The following is a 15,314-nucleotide window of genomic DNA, read 5'->3' as shown; positions in this document are numbered from 1 at the left end:
ACCCGAAGGTGAAAGTCAAAGTTTGCGCCCCCCGAGCTTGACGCACGACCGAGAGAAACGCTTTGCCCTTCGAGACTTCCCAGGCTGCCTCTGCGCCCACGCGCCGGTCCAGCCGACTCCGCACTGCGGCCTCTGAGGCCCCCGCGGCGGGACCGACGGCACCCATCTCTGCCGCCGAATCCGCCGCCGCGCCCACTGCCGCCGCCCCCACTGCCGCGGTCGACGCCACTGCCGTCGCCCTGGCTGCTGTCGCCCCGCTTTCCCGGCGTGCCGCCCGCCAGCGCCCCACGGCCGACGATGTCGCCGCCGAGCCGCTGGTCGAGCCCTTCATCGCTCCGAACCCGGAGCCGATCATCGCCGATGTTCCCGATGTGCCCGGCGACGACGCCGACGCGTTCGAGCGTGCCTCCCGCGCGTTCCGTGCGACCGGTCCCGTTCCCACCGTCTCCGCAGCCGACCGTGCGCGGGCGCAGTCGGCGCGCGCCTCCGACGACGAGCCCGTCGCCACCGTGCATGTGGCCGCCCGTCGTCCCCGCAACATCCGCAAGGCTGTGACTCTCAGCGCGACTGTCGGGGTGATGAGCCTCGCCGGTCTCCTCGCGGTGTCCATGACGCTCCCCGCCGAGGCGGTCGCCGGCGTGCAGGGTGCTTCGGCGGCATCGATGTCGCTGGTGTCGTCCTCCGCCGAAGAAGCGAAGGACACGGCCGAGGGTGAGATCCAGGCGTTCGTCGCGCCATCCGGTGTCGAGAGCGAGGCGCTCACCCGCGCCGATGACTTCAGCACGGTCTCGCTCGCCGAGGTCGCCGCGGAGCAGGGCATCAACTATTCGGGCGAGATCTTCACGAACGACCCCGACGCCGCGATCCAGTGGCCGTTCCTCGTCGGCGTGGGCATGAGCTACGGCTACGGCATGCGCAGCGGCCGCCTCCATGAGGGCATCGACTTCGTGCCGGGCAATGGCGCGCCGATCCAGGCCATCGCCGACGGCACGGTCCGCATCGCGACCGAACAGGGCGGTGCCTTCGGTGTCACGGTCTACATCGACCACGTCATCGATGGCCAGGTCATCACGAGCCACTACTCGCACATGCAGTACGGGTCTCTGAACGTCAAGGCCGGCGACACGGTGACGGTCGGCACTGTCGTCGGCAAGACCGGAAACACGGGCCGTTCCTACGGCGCCCACCTGCACTTCGAGCTCATCGTCAACGGATCGACCATCGACCCGATGCCGTGGCTCAAGGAGAACGCGGGTCGAACGTCGTACTGACCGGCTCGATTTCATGAGGACGCCACAGTGATGGTATTCTCGTACGGTTGCCCCGCGAGGGGCAGCACGCCCCGATAGCTCAGTGGCAGAGCACTTCCATGGTAAGGAAGGGGTCGTCAGTTCAATCCTGACTCGGGGCTCGCAAGCATTCTTCTCACGCGGACGGATGCCTCGCGGCAGGGTAGCTCAGCTGGTTAGAGCGCACGACTCATAATCGTGAGGTCGCGGGTTCAAGCCCCGCTCCTGCTACAAAACACTGGGCCCGCAGGTGAATCTCACCTAGCGGGCCAGCGTTTACCCAGCGGAAACGATTCGCTCCGGCCGCGCTATGCTCACGATCTTGAAGACTCGCGACGCGCTGGCGCCTATGGCAATCACTCTCCTGCTACTCGCCGGATGTAGCGCTGGCGGCGATGCCAAGCCCGAGTCCACGGTCACCCCCTGGGTAGCTCCGACTCCCGAGGAAGCAACGCCTGAGCAGGTCGCGTCGGTACTCGCCGAGTACGAGACAGATTGGCGTGACGTCATCGACGGCGCGATCGACTGCCGTTTCACATGGACCGTGGACGACACCCCCACGGGGCAGCTCCAGGGCACGACCTGCTTCACTACCGAGAAGACGATCGGCATCACGTCGCAGTTGGCTGTCCGCGAATGGGGAGAGATGGAAATCCCGTCATCGATGCAAGATCTGGTCGCCAGCACGTCGAAGGTTCTCGGGCTGATCTCGGAGACGGATCTCGCCGCCGTCTGCGGTGAGGACTCGGAACCGAATGGAACGCAGGAATGCAACGATGCCCTCGGAAGCCGGAACTTCGCCTACTCGATGCTGGAGGGTGAGCTCGACAAGTGGAAGCCGTACCTCTGACGGTTCGCGACGTGCTTCCCGCGACATAGGATCGTATCCTCGGCCGGAGGAAGGAATCACCGGCTATGGGGAACCCTGGGGCGATGCTCTCCGCTTACCGTGACATGCAGTCGCAGGCGCGATCAGTTCTCGAAGCTGCGAAGCATGGTCCGCTGCAGTCGCTGACACCCCGAGAGCTCGACGAACGTGAGCAGCCGATGACCGTCTACCCGCGGCCGAAGCGGGTGCGTGCGTGGGTGCGGTTCGGGCCTGAGGCGGTGCGCGTAGACGCGAAACTGGTGCGGTCGACGCCCCTCGCCGCCGGGATCGAGTTCCGTGTCGAGGACCAGACGTTCCGCTGCTGGACGCTTCTATAAATGTCAAGCTGACGCGGGGCGGTGCGGAGGGTGTTCACCGACGTCGCTGCCAGGGCCGCGCGTACATCGTTGACCGGAAGGCGAACAACGCTCGCACCGCCGGCGCCACTGAAGCGTCCGTGATGCAACCAGCGACCGAGGCTTGCCTGGTGCCTATCGAGGCGGCTGACACCATGAAAGTAGTAGCAGCCCGCGTTGCGTTTCGAACTGGTCAGTAGGATGCGGGGATGACGTCTTCCACACCCAGCTCCCACCCACCTCGTCCGTTGTCTCGCCGCACATTCGTCGCCGCCGCAGGGACAGCTATAGCCGCATCCGCGGTCGCAGCAGACATCTTCGGACGCCCGACAGCAGCATCCGCTGCGGTGACGTGGGGCTACCCGTTTGCGTCCTTGTCATCCCGGTCTCGCGGATTCATACCGAACGTGCACGCGGGAATCGACTTCACTCCCGGTGAGGGCACTCCCATCTATGCCGTCGCAGATGGGACGATCATCATCAGCGGCATCACCGGCACGGCCAATGCCTATGGCGAGAGCATCTGGATTCAGCACGCAGATGGCTACCGCTCCATCTACGGGCACATGCTCGAGGGAACGCGAGTTCCCGTCGGCCCGGTCCGGCGCGGAGACTATCTCGGAAGAGTGGGCAATACGGGAAAATCCACCGGTCCGCACCTGCACCTCGAGATTCGCCTCAACGACGCCCCCATCAACCCTGACCCGTTCATGAACGGCGCTCCACTCGCCACAACGACACCCAGCGGTCCAGCCCGAGCATCCAACGGACCGACCGCAGTCATCGACACGACGAATCGCATTTCTCTCTACGCGATCCGCACCGACGGAAACCTCTGGGGCGCTAGTCAAGCCAGCGCCGGGGCTGGGCTGTCACCGTGGGTGAAGCTGGGCGGGGACCTGGGGATTTTGAGCGGTCGCCCATCTGTGTTGTGGCTTAACGGCAACATCCTCGCGATTTACGCCCGCACCACGCTTGGCACGATCGTGGGCACTAACCAGACCTCCGTCGGTGGGCCCTTCACTCCCTGGACGACGATCGGTGCCGGCGGTAACGGAATCGTCGGAGACCCCGTTGTGGTCCAGTTCGATAACGGTGCGATCGGAGTGTATGCCGCGACCGATTCGGGAACCATCGCCGGTGTCGCACAGACATCTGCAGGCGCATCCTTCGGTTCATGGACCCCGATCGGTACGTCCAGTATCCGCCTTCTCGGCAAACCGGCGCTCGCAAAGTACTCGGACGGCCGGATCGCTTTGTTTGCCCGAACCGAGTCATCCCAGATCTTCGGCACCGCGCAGACATCCGTGGGCTCGACTTTTGCCGCGTGGGCCGACCTAGGGACTGGTGGCGCGGGCATCTCGACCGACCCCGCTGTCATCAACGATTCGGACCGACTCACCGTATTCGCCGGGGCCGGAAGCACTGTCTCGAGCGTGTCGCACGACGTCCCTAACGGAGCATTCGGCGCCTGGGTCAACTTGGGCTCCGGTCCAGTATCGGTCGGAAGCGCGACACCGTCAGTCCTGCAAACAGGGTCTACCTACTCCATCTATTCTCTGGGCGGCGACGGCACGGTCTGGGGCTCGACTGTGAACGCCGTCCCAACTCCAGCAGGGTGGGGGCAGATCGGTTCGGGAGCAACCCTGATGACCGCCCTCGCCAGCATCCGCACCACAGCAGGCCTCAATGCGATCTACGGCACGAGCTCGGCTGGTGCCATCGTCGGATCGGGGCAATCCACACCCGGAGGCGCGTTCGGCCCTTGGGCAGCGATGTAGCCCGCCAGCCCCGAACGCCCTTGGCCGCTGGAGGCGGGGGAGGGGTTGACGCCGGCGAGAGCGGCGAACGCGGCCTCCGACCGGACGCGGCCGTGGTGAGACCAGGCGGTCAAGACGACTGCGGCGGTGACGGGGCCGATGCCGGGTTCTTCAAGGATCGGAGCGGCTGGGCTGCTCTTGATGAGAAGCACCATGTCGGCCTTGTTCGTGTCGAGCTGGTCGTTGAGATCCCGGATGCGCCTGGCGAGCCGGATGGCTTCTGCACGCGCGATCTGGGTCTCGAGAGTCTCAGTGCGTTCCCGCCATTTGGTGACCGTGGCGATCTGTGTGCGGGTGAGTGACTTGCGTGCGTCGACACCGAGATCGTTGACCCGGAGCAGGGCGGTGAGGGCGTTGATGTTCATCGTTCTTTCGCCGGCCATCATGTCCCGCGCGGCGACGAGCGTGCGCAGAGCAGCGCGGACGCCTGTGTCCTGGCGTGGCTGCCGCAACTGGGTGTCGTCCAGCCCGAGCGTCGCTGCTGCGATCATTCGCGCGTCGATCGGGTCGGACTTGCCGATGCCGTGCCGTGCTCTGGCGCTCGTTTGCGGTGCTTCAACGACATCGAACCCTGCGTCGGCGACGGCGCGAGCGATCTGGGCGCCGTAGGTGGCGACACCCTCGATCGCCCAGAGCGTGGACGCGTCGCCGCCCGTGCGGCGGGCCGCCCAGCCAATTGCCCGGTGGATGCCGGGCGGGGTCGTCGGGAACTGTTCGCAGCCGAGCTGCTCGCCGGTTCGCGGGTCGATGATGGCGTAAGTGTGGGTGCGGGCGTGGCAGTCCACGCCGATGACATAGGAGCGGGATTGCGCGACGATAGTCACCGCGGCCGCCTCCTTTCCTCTCGATGGATCATTCAGGGCTGGCCGCACGCGGCCGGCGTTGATCCGGGAGGAAATCACTTCGGGGCAACTCTGTGAGGAGTCACAACCTTGATCGGTTGGACAGGCTTCTAATCAAGCCACCGATGTGGGCCGGGTCGACGTCGGCCGTCCCATCGAGTACGGACATGTCCAGCAGAAGGCACCCGAACGGGGCCAGGTTTGGGGTGAGTCACGAACACGGTAGGAACGGCCAACGCCAACCCTGCCAGCCAATCCCAGATCGGCCGACCCGAGTCTCACAGGTCTGGGGCAACGCCGCCACTCTCGCTGACGAGACTCCCACACGAACATAGTTCGAACATATCTTCGAAATTCGGCAGACTCGTCAATACAAAAGACGAGCAAAGGAGGGCTGATGAGTCTTGCTTATCGGCATCCATTCACCGAAAGCTGGTTCGTACAAGCTGAAGGCGAATGGGGCAACAGGGCAGCGTGGCGTAGTTACCCGCCGCATGCTGGCGTGGACTACAACATCGTTGGCGGATCGGCCGAGAAGACCATCCGAGCGATCGCGGACGGATACATCCGCGGCAAGGGATGGCACAACAACTACGGCAACCGCGTCTACATCGAGCACGACGACGGCATGTGGTCTCACTACGCACATATGCAGAACCCGTCGTCGAAGAACAACGGCGATCGGGTGACACTCGGGACCCCGATCGGAAACGTTGGCACTACCTGTCGTACGGCGAGCATCTCCACCTCGAGATGGCGACCACCGCAGGGCGATGCCACGACGGCAACACCTCGATCGACCCGATCACATTCATCAACAACAATCCCGGCACGCCGACCCCCGGCCCCGGAAAATCGGAGGAAAACATGGAAGCAATCGTCAAGGTCCCCAACGGCACTATCGTTCACCTGCGTTACGGCGGCAAGACCGACTTCTCCAGCGTGGAGCAGTACAACACCTTCCGCCAGCAGGTCGACACGCTTCGCTCGCTCGGCGCGACCGACGTCATGGCGCTGCCTGAGCTATCGAAGGTTCCTGGCGTCGCATGGGACACGTTCTCGTTCCTCGCCGGCTACATCGGTGCCCCCACGTCCTAACCCCCTAGGTCAACGTGAGACCCCGCCCGGCCGCAAGGCTGGGCGGGGGTCTCACGTTTGCCAACTCGCTGCCGACCCGACGCTGGCAATTATTCGATACGGTGTGTGCGTGATAACTTCTCCGGACGAAAGCCCGCCCCCAAAACCGTATTTGTCCCGCCGAGGCTTCATGGCCGCTTCAGGTGTCGCCGCGTTCGCCGCTTCCGTTGGTGTATCGGTCGTAGCCAGCGATGCAGCACACGCCACTTGGGGCGGCTACAGCAACGGATACATCCCAGTTTCCGTCCTTTCGCCAATTCCGTGGGACACGATCCGAATTCTTCGGACCGACGCCCGTGACGCTCTCGTCGCCTTGAACGTCGCGTTTCGGGCCCACTTCGGGCACAACATCACCATCAACGATGGCTATCGCGATTATGCCGAACAGGTCCGAGCGAAAGCCAAGTACGGGAACAACGCAGACACTCCCGGAAAGTCGAACCACGGCTGGGCGATCGCGATCGACGTCGCGAACACGAACCGAGTGCAGATCGGCTTCTCACAGCCGATCTATGTCTGGCTCAAAGCTAACGCGGGAGCCTTCGGATGGATCCACCCAGGGTGGGCTGAGCCAAATGGCTCTCGCCCCGAAGCCTGGCACTGGGAGTACAACGGCACCTGGAACGGCGCCACTCCCACACCCGAAGACAACGCCATCTATCGAACGATTCAAAGGAACAACAACATGGCATCTCTCTACTACACGACCGTGAACGGTGTCACCACCTTCGCGCTCGCAGGTGACGGCGTCGGAAATGCCGCTTGGCTCGAAACTACCGATCAGGCGCTTGCAAACGCACTCGCAGCGCAGCACGGCAACGCCGCGTACCTGACACAGGGATCCTTCAACCAGTGGAAGGGCTGGTACCTGGGCCAGTAGCACCGGCGACAGAACGACGAAAGACCCCCACCCGGCCAAAGGCTAGGTGGGGGTCTTTTGAGCACAAGCGCGTCAGCGGAGGTCTCGCCGTAGCACGCGGGAGACCGCGGCATCGGTGTTCGCAAGCGCCTCGATGGGCTCGATGGTGGCCTGCTTCACCAGGGTCACGTCGGCGTAGTCCTTCGGGATGCCGTTCGACACGATCGACAGCGCGGACGCTGCACCCGCGAGGACGGCTGTCGCGACCGCGCCAGCCGCGGCGAGGCCCACGCCAAGAAGCGCGTCACCTGTCGTAGGGATCGTGATCGCAGCGATCGGGATCACGGAAACTGTGGGTCGCGTACGCGCGCTTCCGGGATCATGACGGCGCGACGCGTCAAGTGGAGCGAACCGGGGCGACCGGACAGAAGGCGGAGGATGCACTGAAAGCGGCGCTGCTGGAGCGCTCTGCGCTGCACGGCGAGGAGATCAAGGCAGACACTGCCGTGAAGGTGATAGCGGAGAAGTGGTACGCGGACGAAGTCGACGGGCGCAAGGCCTACAACACCGAGCGCAGATACCGCGAGGTGCTGGATCTGATGGTGCTCCCGGGGGCGGGATGGTACGAATTCGCGAGATGTCAGTCGCGCGATGTGACCGTTTTCTCAAGGACGTCGAGAAGGGAAGGGGGGCATCGGCCGCGAAGCATGCAAAGACGGTGCTCACCGGCGTGCTAGGCATGGCGGCTCGCTTCGGCGCGCTCAACGCGAATCCGCTGCGCGACGTCGGATCCATTCACATCGAGAAGAAGACCGTCGAGGCCCTCGAACAGCTCGAGGTGCAGCAGATGCGCACCCTGCTCTATGCGGATGCGGATGCGGTCGGGCGCGATATCCCGGGCGGCGTCGACTTCATGCTTGGAACGTCCGCGCGCATCGGCGAGATGCTGGCCACTCGGTGGCTCGACCTCGACCTCGAGGCGGACGTCCTGACCGTTCGTCTCCACGCCACGGTGATCTTCGTGAAGGGCGTGGGCATGGTGGTGCAGGAGCATCCGAAGACATCGTCATCTCGGCGGATCGTACCGTTGCCCGGATTCGTGGCACGAATGCTACTGGGGCGCGTCAATGAGGCTCGGCACCCGGAACTCGTGTTCCCTTCGCACCGCGGTCTGGTGCGGGATCCCGCGAACTTTCGCAAGGGATGGGACGCATTCAAGGAACGCGCAGGCTACGAATGGGTGCACCCGCATGTCTTCCGGAAGACAGCTGCAGCGCTTGTGAAGGATCCGGAGCTCGTTGCTGGACTCCTCGGCCATGCGGACAGCACGGTCACGAAGACCCACTATCTGCCGCGGGCGACGATCGCACCGGACGTGCGTGACCGGCTCGACGCGATGGGGGACGCGCCAGCGAGTACCCAGCGGAAAGCACGAGCAGTTGTACCGATCAACTCCGAACGACGAGGACGATCACAGCAGGCCGGAGTAAGCGAAGCGGGATAGTCGGGGACGGATGCCGAACAATGAAGAACACGGGTTGAGACTCGTGAGGTCGCGGGTTCAAGCCCCGCTCCTGCTACAGAACGAAACCCCGGTTCGCCGGGGTTTTTCTGGTTCCCGGGGCGCGATCCGAGCCTCAGCGCGCCGGTTGCAGGCCTCCGATGGGTGAGTCCATATCGCCGTTGACGTACATGTACCTGTCGACGATGTCGGCCGAGTGACCGACGCTCAGCCAGGTGTCGACGCCGTCGCACACGTTCGTCGTCTGGGGGACGAGCGCTTCCAGGTCGATCCTGCCGGAGGACTCCTGCGTCCATCGGCCGCTCAAGTCGTTGCATCCGTCGTTGCCGTCAACCGTGCCGTCGGCGGAGAACCGCAGGTACGGGGTGCCGCCGACGCTCGCCTCCCAGTCTCCGACGGGGTCGGGGAGCGGCGGTGGCGTCTCGACCGGAATCTCGCCGCTCGCGATCCGGTCGTTCCGCTCGTGCATCGGGGCCAGGCCGACCTGGAACAGGATGCTGGTCACGATCGCCGACAGCAGGACGAGGACGACGCCGAGCAACGGGCCCCAGTACGCGGGCTTCCTCGTGCGTCGGGACACCACGGCGACGACCACCGCCGCGAGGATCGAGGCCCCGATCGCCCACGGATAAGCGGCGCGGGCGCCGAAGGCGAGATCCAGATCGCAGTCGCCTTCGCAGCCGACAGCGCTGAACGACTCGAGGATCTGCGCAAAGTACGTCACGAGGAGGATCAGAGGGATGAGGATCCACAGGCTGACCGCGAGTCCGCGCCGATCCGACCGTTCCTGATCCGCTGTTCCGACCGAGGAGTTCGCCGCGCGCATGCCGTTGAATGTAACAGCCTCGCTGCTGGGTATCGCGATTCGGCGCTCCTTGCGGCGGGAACGCTCCGCCGAGGTCGCCCATCTCCACGATGCAGGCCAGTATCTTTTGGATACCAGGAGCGCTTGTGGGTAACTAGAGTGCTTCGGATAGCGTGACGCGCATGACAACCATGAACACTCCGAACTCCGCCTCCTCGTCGCATCCTCTCCCCGAGCGCATGCCCGCGATCGGCGCCCGCGGTCGGCGTCCCGTGACCGATCCCACGTCCCTCAGCGACATCTCGCTTCCCGTGCCGAACCCCGTCGGTCGAGATCTCCTCGTCGAGGTGCAGGGCGTGTCGGTGAATCCCGTCGACGTGAAGGTGCGCGCCGGCGCTCCCATGTCGGGTGCGCCGCGGATCCTCGGATATGACGCGGCGGGAGTCGTGGTCGCCGTCGGTGACGAGGTCACGCGTTTCGCGGTGGGGGATCGCGTCTACTACGCCGGGCAGATCGACCGCCCCGGCACCGACGCCCGATACCACCTCGTGAACGAGAACATCGTGGGGCATGCGCCGCACACGCTCTCGGTGGCCGAGACGGCCGCTCTGCCCCTCACCGTCATCACCGCCTGGGAGAGCCTGTTCGACCGCCTCGCCCTCACCCGCGAGAGCGAGGGCGTGCTCCTGGTGATCGGCGCCGCAGGGGGCGTCGGATCGTTGATCATCCAGCTCGCGAAGGCGCTCACCCGTCTCGAGGTCGTCGCGGTGGCCTCTCGGCCTGAGACGGCGGAGTGGGTGCGGAAGATGGGCGCGGATCACGTCGTCGGCCGTGACTTCACCACCGAGGTGTCGGCCCTCGCTCCGACCGGTGTCGACTACGTGTTCACGTCGTTCACGCCCGGCAACGTCCGCGCGATCGCCGACGTCATCCGTCCACGAGGACAGGTGGTCTCCATCGACGAGACAGGGGGCAGCATCGACGCGCTCAAGGCGAAGAGCGTCACTTGGCACTGGGAGCTCATGTTCACCCGGCCGGTCACCGACCCCGCCGATCACTACCAGCATGACCTGTTGGAGAGCGTCGCCACCCTCGTCGACGACGGCACCCTCCGCACCACGGTCACGACCCACCTCACCCCGCTGAACGCCGAGACCATGCGTCGGGCGCACGAGATCGTCGAATCGTCCCGCACCATCGGGAAGGTCGTCGTGACCGACTGGCCGGAGGCAGACCTACTGCAGTGAGGCCGACCCGAGCGCGGGGGTGCGCTCGTCCACTCCGCGGATCACGACCCAGACGATCGCGACACCGACGATCCCCACCAGCAGGTAGAGGAGGTTGGCGATCACGGAGACCCCGCTCGGCGTGCCCACCCCCGCGGCGAAGACCGAGAAGTCCCACACGCCGTGCAGCACCATCGCCCAGATGAGCGATCCGGTCACCCGGCGCAGGATGTAGAGCGCCGTCCCCATGAGGAAGGCGGTGCCCACCTGGCTGACGGTGCCGGCGAACGGTGCGCCGAGAAGCACGTTGACGAAGTGCATCACCGCGAAGAGGGCCGAGGAGAGGAGCCACACCCAGACCTCGGCGAACCGGGATCGCAGAGCCGTGAGCAGCAGTCCGCGGTGCACGATCTCTTCCGTGAAGCCGACCAGGAGGAGCACGAGCGAAGCGCCGAGGAACGCACCGCTGTACGCGCTCCAATCGGTACCGGCGAGATTCAGCACGGCGGCCACGGCGACCAGGATCGGTACGAAGATCGGCCAGGTGTGACGGCTGCGCTGCGCCTCGTGGATCGCCGGGCCCCACCAGCCGAGCAGGCTCGTGGTGATCGCGAGGAGAATCGTCGCGACGATGAGGGAGAGCCCGGCGCCGAAGAAGAGGTTGCCGGCGCTGTCGCCCCAAGTGTCGTAGGGGATCCCCGTGGACTTCTGGATCGCGAACACCACGATGATGTAGCCGACCCAGATGACCAGGCCGATCCATACCCGCGGCTGCACGCGGAGCGACGGCGCCGTCATGCGGGGCGCGTCTCGGAGAAGGACGGCTGGGCGTCGCCGACGCGACCGCGGATGAAGAAGATCAGCACGAACCCGGTGATGATCACCGCGATGTTGCCGAAGGCGGCGAAGGCCGTGAGCGCACCGTCCGCGGGATACGCGGACTGCAGGAAGATGCTCGGGTCCGTGCTCGCGTGCAGCAGGATCGGTGCGATCAGCGTGCCGGTGACGCGAAGGGCCAGATACATCAGGATGCCGAAGGCGAAGGTGTACAGGACCTGGATCGCGGTGGTCAGCAGAGGCTGTCCCGAGAGCAGGTTGCCCGCGTGGAGGAGGGAGAACAGCGTGGCCGAGATCACCGCGACGACGATCTCGCGGTAGCCGGCCTTGCGCATCAGGGTCACGACCAGGCCGCGGGTGAGGACCTCCTCCGTCAGCCCGATCAGGAGTCCGGTGAGCAGCCACGTGAGGACGACGTCGACGCCGACAGCTCCATAGTCGATCGTGGCGAACCGGAGGATGTTGAAGAGCAGGACGACGACGATCGCGATCCACATCCAGCCACGGCCGCGGATCGGCTGCCGCGCGAAGAGCTCGCGCCACCATCCGACCGACAGGGTGAAGAGCGCCAGGATCACCGCTCCGATGATCTCGGGCAGCAGGTAGAACACTGCGACACCGGCTGTGCCCGCCGGGTCCTGGACCTGCTCGGCGAGAGGGGTGAAGACCAGTGACAACAGCTGGAACAGGGCGAAGTAGACGGCGGTGAGCAAGAGGGCTCGCCACCAGCCGCCCTTCTCCCAGAAGGTCTTCCAGAAGGATGCGGCGGGTGCGGGTGACGACACGGGGACTCCAGGCGAGGTGGGGGACGGCCTACTGGTCGTCAGTCTGGCGCAGACCGACATATCGCGTCCACCTGATCATCACGGCGTGTCAGCGTGGTGCAGACTTTCTGCCGTGCGCGCCGCGGGCCGGGGGAAGGTGCGGGATCGGGATGGGGCGCGTCGCTCGGGAGGTGTCCTGGAACCGCCGCACGGCCTCGAGGACGTCTTCGGCGGAGGAGTAACGCAGGGCGAGCGGGAGGTCGCGGCGCCACAGCACCTCGACCTCGGTGGGGGCGTCCTCGAAGATCGTGCAGACGACTCTGCGGTGGTCGTTCTCCGGGTACTGCAGATCGTGGATCGCCCAGTCGCTCGCGCTGACCTCGACCAGCGTGAATCTCCGGTCTGGATCGTGCTCCATCATTCTCCTCGCTGCCCCCACGATGAACACTGCTCGATCGGGACGCGAAAGGGGAGCCCCTTGACAGAGAGCCGCCCCTGCCCCAGGCGGGCAAGGGCGGCTCGCTCAGCGCGCGACGGGCCTGGAGCCGGGGTCCGTCGGCCCGGCATCGGTCGTGGCGTCGGCGACGGCCGTATCCGACCGTCCGCCCCCGCGCTGCTCGGCCTCCAGCCGCTCCGCCTCGTCACCGCTGATGGCCTCGCCGCGTGCGACCAGTCCGGCCTGATCCGACAGCGGGATCTGCTTGAGGAACAGCGAGAGCAGGAGCGCGAGCACGATGAATGGGACGAGATACCAGAACACCGGCGCCAGGGCGTCCGCATAGGCGGTGACGATGCCCTCTCGGACCTCGTCGGGCAGGGAGCTGAGCGTCGACGGATCGATCGTCGACGCGGCCTCGGAGGCCGCCTCGGGTGAGGCGCCGGCTCCCGCGAAGACGCCGAGCAGGTTCTCGGTGAGCCGCGTGGTGAAGATCGTGCCGAACACCGCCGTGCCGAGGGAGGCGCCCACCTCGCGGAAGTAGTTGTTCGTGCTGGTCGCGGTGCCGATCTCGCCGGCCGGGACCGCGTTCTGCACGACCAGCACGACGACCTGCATGATGAGGCCGAGACCGGCGCCGAACACGAACAGGAACACGCAGATCAGCCAGATCGGGGTCGACGCCGACAGCGTGGTCATCGAGACCATGGCGATGCCGGTGATGATCGTGCCCAGGATCGGATAGATCTTGTATCGGCCGGTCTTCGAGATCGCGATGCCCGAGAAGATCGAGGTCCCCATCAGGCCGACCATCATCGGGATCATCAGCAGACCGGATTCCGCGGCAGAGGTGCCGGAGGACATCTGCAGGAAGGTCGGCACGAATCCGATCGCCGCGAACATGCCGATTCCGAGGACGAGTCCGATCGCGGTGGCGTTCACGAAGATCGGGTTGCGGAACAGGCTCAGCGGGATGATCGGGTCCTGCACTCGCGACTCCGTGATCACGAAGGCGGTCGCTGCGACGACGAGTCCGGCGCCCCAGGCCCAGGTGGCGAGCGAATCCCAACCGAACTCCTTGTCTCCGCCGAAGTCGGTGAAGAAGATGAGGCACGTCGTGGCGATGGAGAGGAAGATCACCCCGAAGATGTCGATCGGCTTCTCGGCCTTCTTGCTCGGCAGCTTGAGCGCGACCAGGGCGATGATGAAGGCGGCGATGCCGACCGGGATGTTGATGTAGAACGCCCACTGCCAGGTGAGGTGGTCGACGAAGTAGCCACCGAGCAGTGGACCGGCGACAGCCGAGAGGCCGAAGACGGCACCGAGCGGTCCCATGTACTTGCCACGCTCATTGGCGGGGACGATGTCGGCGATGATCGCCTGCGACAGGATCATCAGACCACCACCGCCGAGACCCTGCAGTGCGCGGAACACGACGAACATCCAGAAGTCGGTGGCGAACGCGCAGCCGACCGAGGCGAGGGTGAACAGCGCGATCGCGACCAGGAAGAGGTTGCGCCGACCCAGGACGTCGCCGAACTTGCCGTAGATGGGCATCACGATGGTGGTCGCGAGCAGGTAGGCGGTGGTGATCCACACCTGGTGGTCGACGCCGCCGAGCTGCCCGACGATCGTCGGCATGGCGGTGGAGACGATGGTCTGGTCGAGGCTGGAGAGCAGCATGCCCGCGATGAGGGCGCTGAAGATGATCCAGATGCGGCGCTTCGTGAGCAGGAAGGGCGCATCCTTCGTGGCGGTGACGGACATTCAGTGGGCTTTCTGTGACGGCGCGTACAGCGATCGGGCGAGGTCGAGGCGTCGGGTGATGAGGTCGGCGAACGACTCGATGGACTGGTGATGCAGGAGCTGGTCCATGCTCATGCGCACGAGCGCGCCGACGGTGTGCACGACCACCTCGGCGCGCAACTCCGCGTCTGCCGTGTCGTCGGTCTGATCGGAGCCTTCGGCGTCGACAGTGCGGCGCAGGATCAGGCCGACATCGCGTCGTTCGTTCTTCGCGATCTGCTCGAATGCGGCCTTGAGCAGACGCGGCTCCTGCTCGATCACGGCGAACATCGCCGGGGCGTCTTCCACGGGATTGAAGAGCTCGAAGCGGCTGATCGTCAGCTGGATGAAGTCGTCGATGAGGTCGCCGCGGCGGGCGGCGAACTCCTCCTCGAGCGCCTCCTGGCGGGAATCGATCGTCGCGAACCCGAAGACCGCGTTCTCCTTGCTCTCGAAGTAGTTGAAGAACGTGCGACGGGAGACCCCGACCTCGGCGCACAGCTCCTCGATCGTGAAACCGGCGAAGCCCCTCTCCGTCGTCAGTCGCCGCGCGGCATCGGTGAGGGCGCGGGAGGTGTCCCGCTTGCGTTGCTCCCGCAGTGAATCTGCACTCTCGCTCATGGAGTGCAATATTGCACTCTCAACCTTGGAGTGCACTGAGAGTGGTGCGTTGAGCCTTCACGAGAATCTTTTCGACCGATCTGTGACATCTGCCCTCCGGCATACGTCTTAGTGATGGCGTCGCCGACCGCGACCTGCGCACCGCAC

Annotated in this window: 16 protein-coding genes, 2 tRNA genes and 1 pseudogene; 11 read left to right on the top strand and 8 right to left on the bottom strand. The window is 65.4% G+C overall.

The features are described 5' to 3' along the window. The first annotated feature begins 62 nt into the window (after window positions 1-62). The 6 genes from MicroSTF_RS16190 to MicroSTF_RS16165 all read left to right on the top strand — a co-directional run bounded on the left by MicroSTF_RS16190 (window position 63) and on the right by MicroSTF_RS16165 (window position 4,294). Window positions 63-1,271 carry a M23 family metallopeptidase gene (locus tag MicroSTF_RS16190; RefSeq protein ID WP_322957090.1) on the top strand — a complete coding sequence of 403 codons (1,209 nt, stop codon included), beginning with the start codon at window positions 63-65 and terminating at the stop codon, window positions 1,269-1,271. Window positions 1,272-1,339: 68 nt separating this feature from the next. Continuing rightward, a tRNA-Thr gene (locus tag MicroSTF_RS16185) sits at window positions 1,340-1,411 on the top strand. A 35-nt stretch (window positions 1,412-1,446) separates the two neighbouring features. After that, window positions 1,447-1,520: transfer RNA gene (locus MicroSTF_RS16180), tRNA-Met, on the top strand. A 118-nt stretch (window positions 1,521-1,638) separates the two neighbouring features. Further along, a complete protein-coding gene (locus tag MicroSTF_RS16175; protein ID WP_322957088.1) occupies window positions 1,639-2,139 on the top strand; it encodes a hypothetical protein in 501 nt (166 codons plus the stop codon). An 83-nt stretch (window positions 2,140-2,222) separates the two neighbouring features. Beyond that, window positions 2,223-2,495: a hypothetical protein gene (locus MicroSTF_RS16170; protein ID WP_231494471.1), complete on the top strand. Its 273-nt coding sequence runs from the start codon at window positions 2,223-2,225 to the stop codon at window positions 2,493-2,495. A 425-nt stretch (window positions 2,496-2,920) separates the two neighbouring features. Then, on the top strand, window positions 2,921-4,294 hold the full coding sequence (locus MicroSTF_RS16165) for a peptidoglycan DD-metalloendopeptidase family protein (protein WP_322957084.1): 1,374 nt from the start codon (window positions 2,921-2,923) through the stop codon (window positions 4,292-4,294). Here the strand turns inward: MicroSTF_RS16165 and MicroSTF_RS16160 are convergent. Next, entirely contained in the window at window positions 4,210-5,118 is a 909-nt protein-coding gene (locus MicroSTF_RS16160) for an IS110 family transposase (protein ID WP_322957812.1), read from the bottom strand. The two genes, MicroSTF_RS16165 and MicroSTF_RS16160, sit on opposite strands and share 85 nt — an antisense overlap. Before the next feature lie 454 nt (window positions 5,119-5,572). On the opposite strand from MicroSTF_RS16160, the pseudogene MicroSTF_RS19245 reads away from it, so the two are divergent. From MicroSTF_RS19245 to MicroSTF_RS16150, 3 genes and pseudogenes are all read left to right on the top strand, one after another. Then, a pseudogene (locus tag MicroSTF_RS19245) lies at window positions 5,573-5,893 on the top strand (M23 family metallopeptidase); the annotation flags it as partial. A gap of 35 nt (window positions 5,894-5,928) precedes the next feature. Continuing rightward, a complete protein-coding gene (locus MicroSTF_RS16155; RefSeq protein WP_322957081.1) occupies window positions 5,929-6,273 on the top strand; it encodes a hypothetical protein in 345 nt (114 codons plus the stop codon). 169 nt (window positions 6,274-6,442) lie between these two features. Then, window positions 6,443-7,192 carry a M15 family metallopeptidase gene (locus MicroSTF_RS16150; protein WP_081860155.1) on the top strand — a complete coding sequence of 250 codons (750 nt, stop codon included), beginning with the start codon at window positions 6,443-6,445 and terminating at the stop codon, window positions 7,190-7,192. A gap of 72 nt (window positions 7,193-7,264) precedes the next feature. On the opposite strand, the gene MicroSTF_RS16145 is transcribed toward MicroSTF_RS16150, so the two are convergent. Next, complete coding sequence (locus tag MicroSTF_RS16145; RefSeq protein WP_322957079.1) at window positions 7,265-7,516, bottom strand: hypothetical protein; 252 nt, start codon at window positions 7,514-7,516, stop codon at window positions 7,265-7,267. Window positions 7,517-7,790: 274 nt separating this feature from the next. Between MicroSTF_RS16145 and MicroSTF_RS16140 the strand changes: the two genes are divergently transcribed. Further along, window positions 7,791-8,675 carry a tyrosine-type recombinase/integrase gene (locus tag MicroSTF_RS16140; protein WP_322957077.1) on the top strand — a complete coding sequence of 295 codons (885 nt, stop codon included), beginning with the start codon at window positions 7,791-7,793 and terminating at the stop codon, window positions 8,673-8,675. Window positions 8,676-8,808: 133 nt separating this feature from the next. On the opposite strand, the gene MicroSTF_RS16135 is transcribed toward MicroSTF_RS16140, so the two are convergent. Further along, window positions 8,809-9,519: an META domain-containing protein gene (locus tag MicroSTF_RS16135; RefSeq protein WP_322957075.1), complete on the bottom strand. Its 711-nt coding sequence runs from the start codon at window positions 9,517-9,519 to the stop codon at window positions 8,809-8,811. 161 nt (window positions 9,520-9,680) lie between these two features. Between MicroSTF_RS16135 and MicroSTF_RS16130 the strand changes: the two genes are divergently transcribed. Continuing rightward, window positions 9,681-10,745: a zinc-binding alcohol dehydrogenase family protein gene (locus tag MicroSTF_RS16130; RefSeq protein WP_322957073.1), complete on the top strand. Its 1,065-nt coding sequence runs from the start codon at window positions 9,681-9,683 to the stop codon at window positions 10,743-10,745. Here MicroSTF_RS16130 and MicroSTF_RS16125 read toward each other — a convergent pair. The 5 genes from MicroSTF_RS16125 to MicroSTF_RS16105 all read right to left on the bottom strand — a co-directional run bounded on the left by MicroSTF_RS16125 (window position 10,734) and on the right by MicroSTF_RS16105 (window position 15,167). Then, window positions 10,734-11,522 carry a CPBP family intramembrane glutamic endopeptidase gene (locus tag MicroSTF_RS16125; RefSeq protein WP_322957071.1) on the bottom strand — a complete coding sequence of 263 codons (789 nt, stop codon included), beginning with the start codon at window positions 11,520-11,522 and terminating at the stop codon, window positions 10,734-10,736. The genes MicroSTF_RS16130 and MicroSTF_RS16125 overlap by 12 nt on opposite strands. Further along, window positions 11,519-12,346, bottom strand: coding sequence for a CPBP family intramembrane glutamic endopeptidase (locus tag MicroSTF_RS16120; protein ID WP_021199033.1), 828 nt, complete (start codon window positions 12,344-12,346; stop codon window positions 11,519-11,521). Before MicroSTF_RS16120 ends, MicroSTF_RS16125 begins: the two co-directional genes overlap by 4 nt. A gap of 88 nt (window positions 12,347-12,434) precedes the next feature. After that, window positions 12,435-12,743 (bottom strand): hypothetical protein, encoded by a 309-nt coding sequence (locus MicroSTF_RS16115; protein WP_322957066.1) that lies wholly within the window; start codon window positions 12,741-12,743, stop codon window positions 12,435-12,437. A 105-nt stretch (window positions 12,744-12,848) separates the two neighbouring features. After that, entirely contained in the window at window positions 12,849-14,528 is a 1,680-nt protein-coding gene (locus tag MicroSTF_RS16110; RefSeq protein WP_322957064.1) for an MDR family MFS transporter, read from the bottom strand. Then, window positions 14,529-15,167 (bottom strand): TetR/AcrR family transcriptional regulator, encoded by a 639-nt coding sequence (locus tag MicroSTF_RS16105; protein WP_021199036.1) that lies wholly within the window; start codon window positions 15,165-15,167, stop codon window positions 14,529-14,531. Window positions 15,168-15,314 lie beyond the last annotated feature (147 nt).

It is taken from the genome of Microbacterium sp. STF-2 (assembly GCF_034650155.1).
In the GTDB taxonomy this organism is placed as follows: Bacteria; Actinomycetota; Actinomycetes; order Actinomycetales; family Microbacteriaceae; genus Microbacterium; species Microbacterium maritypicum_A.
Note: the sequence above shows the minus strand (reverse complement) of the source record. Positions and strands in the feature narration are given on the sequence as shown.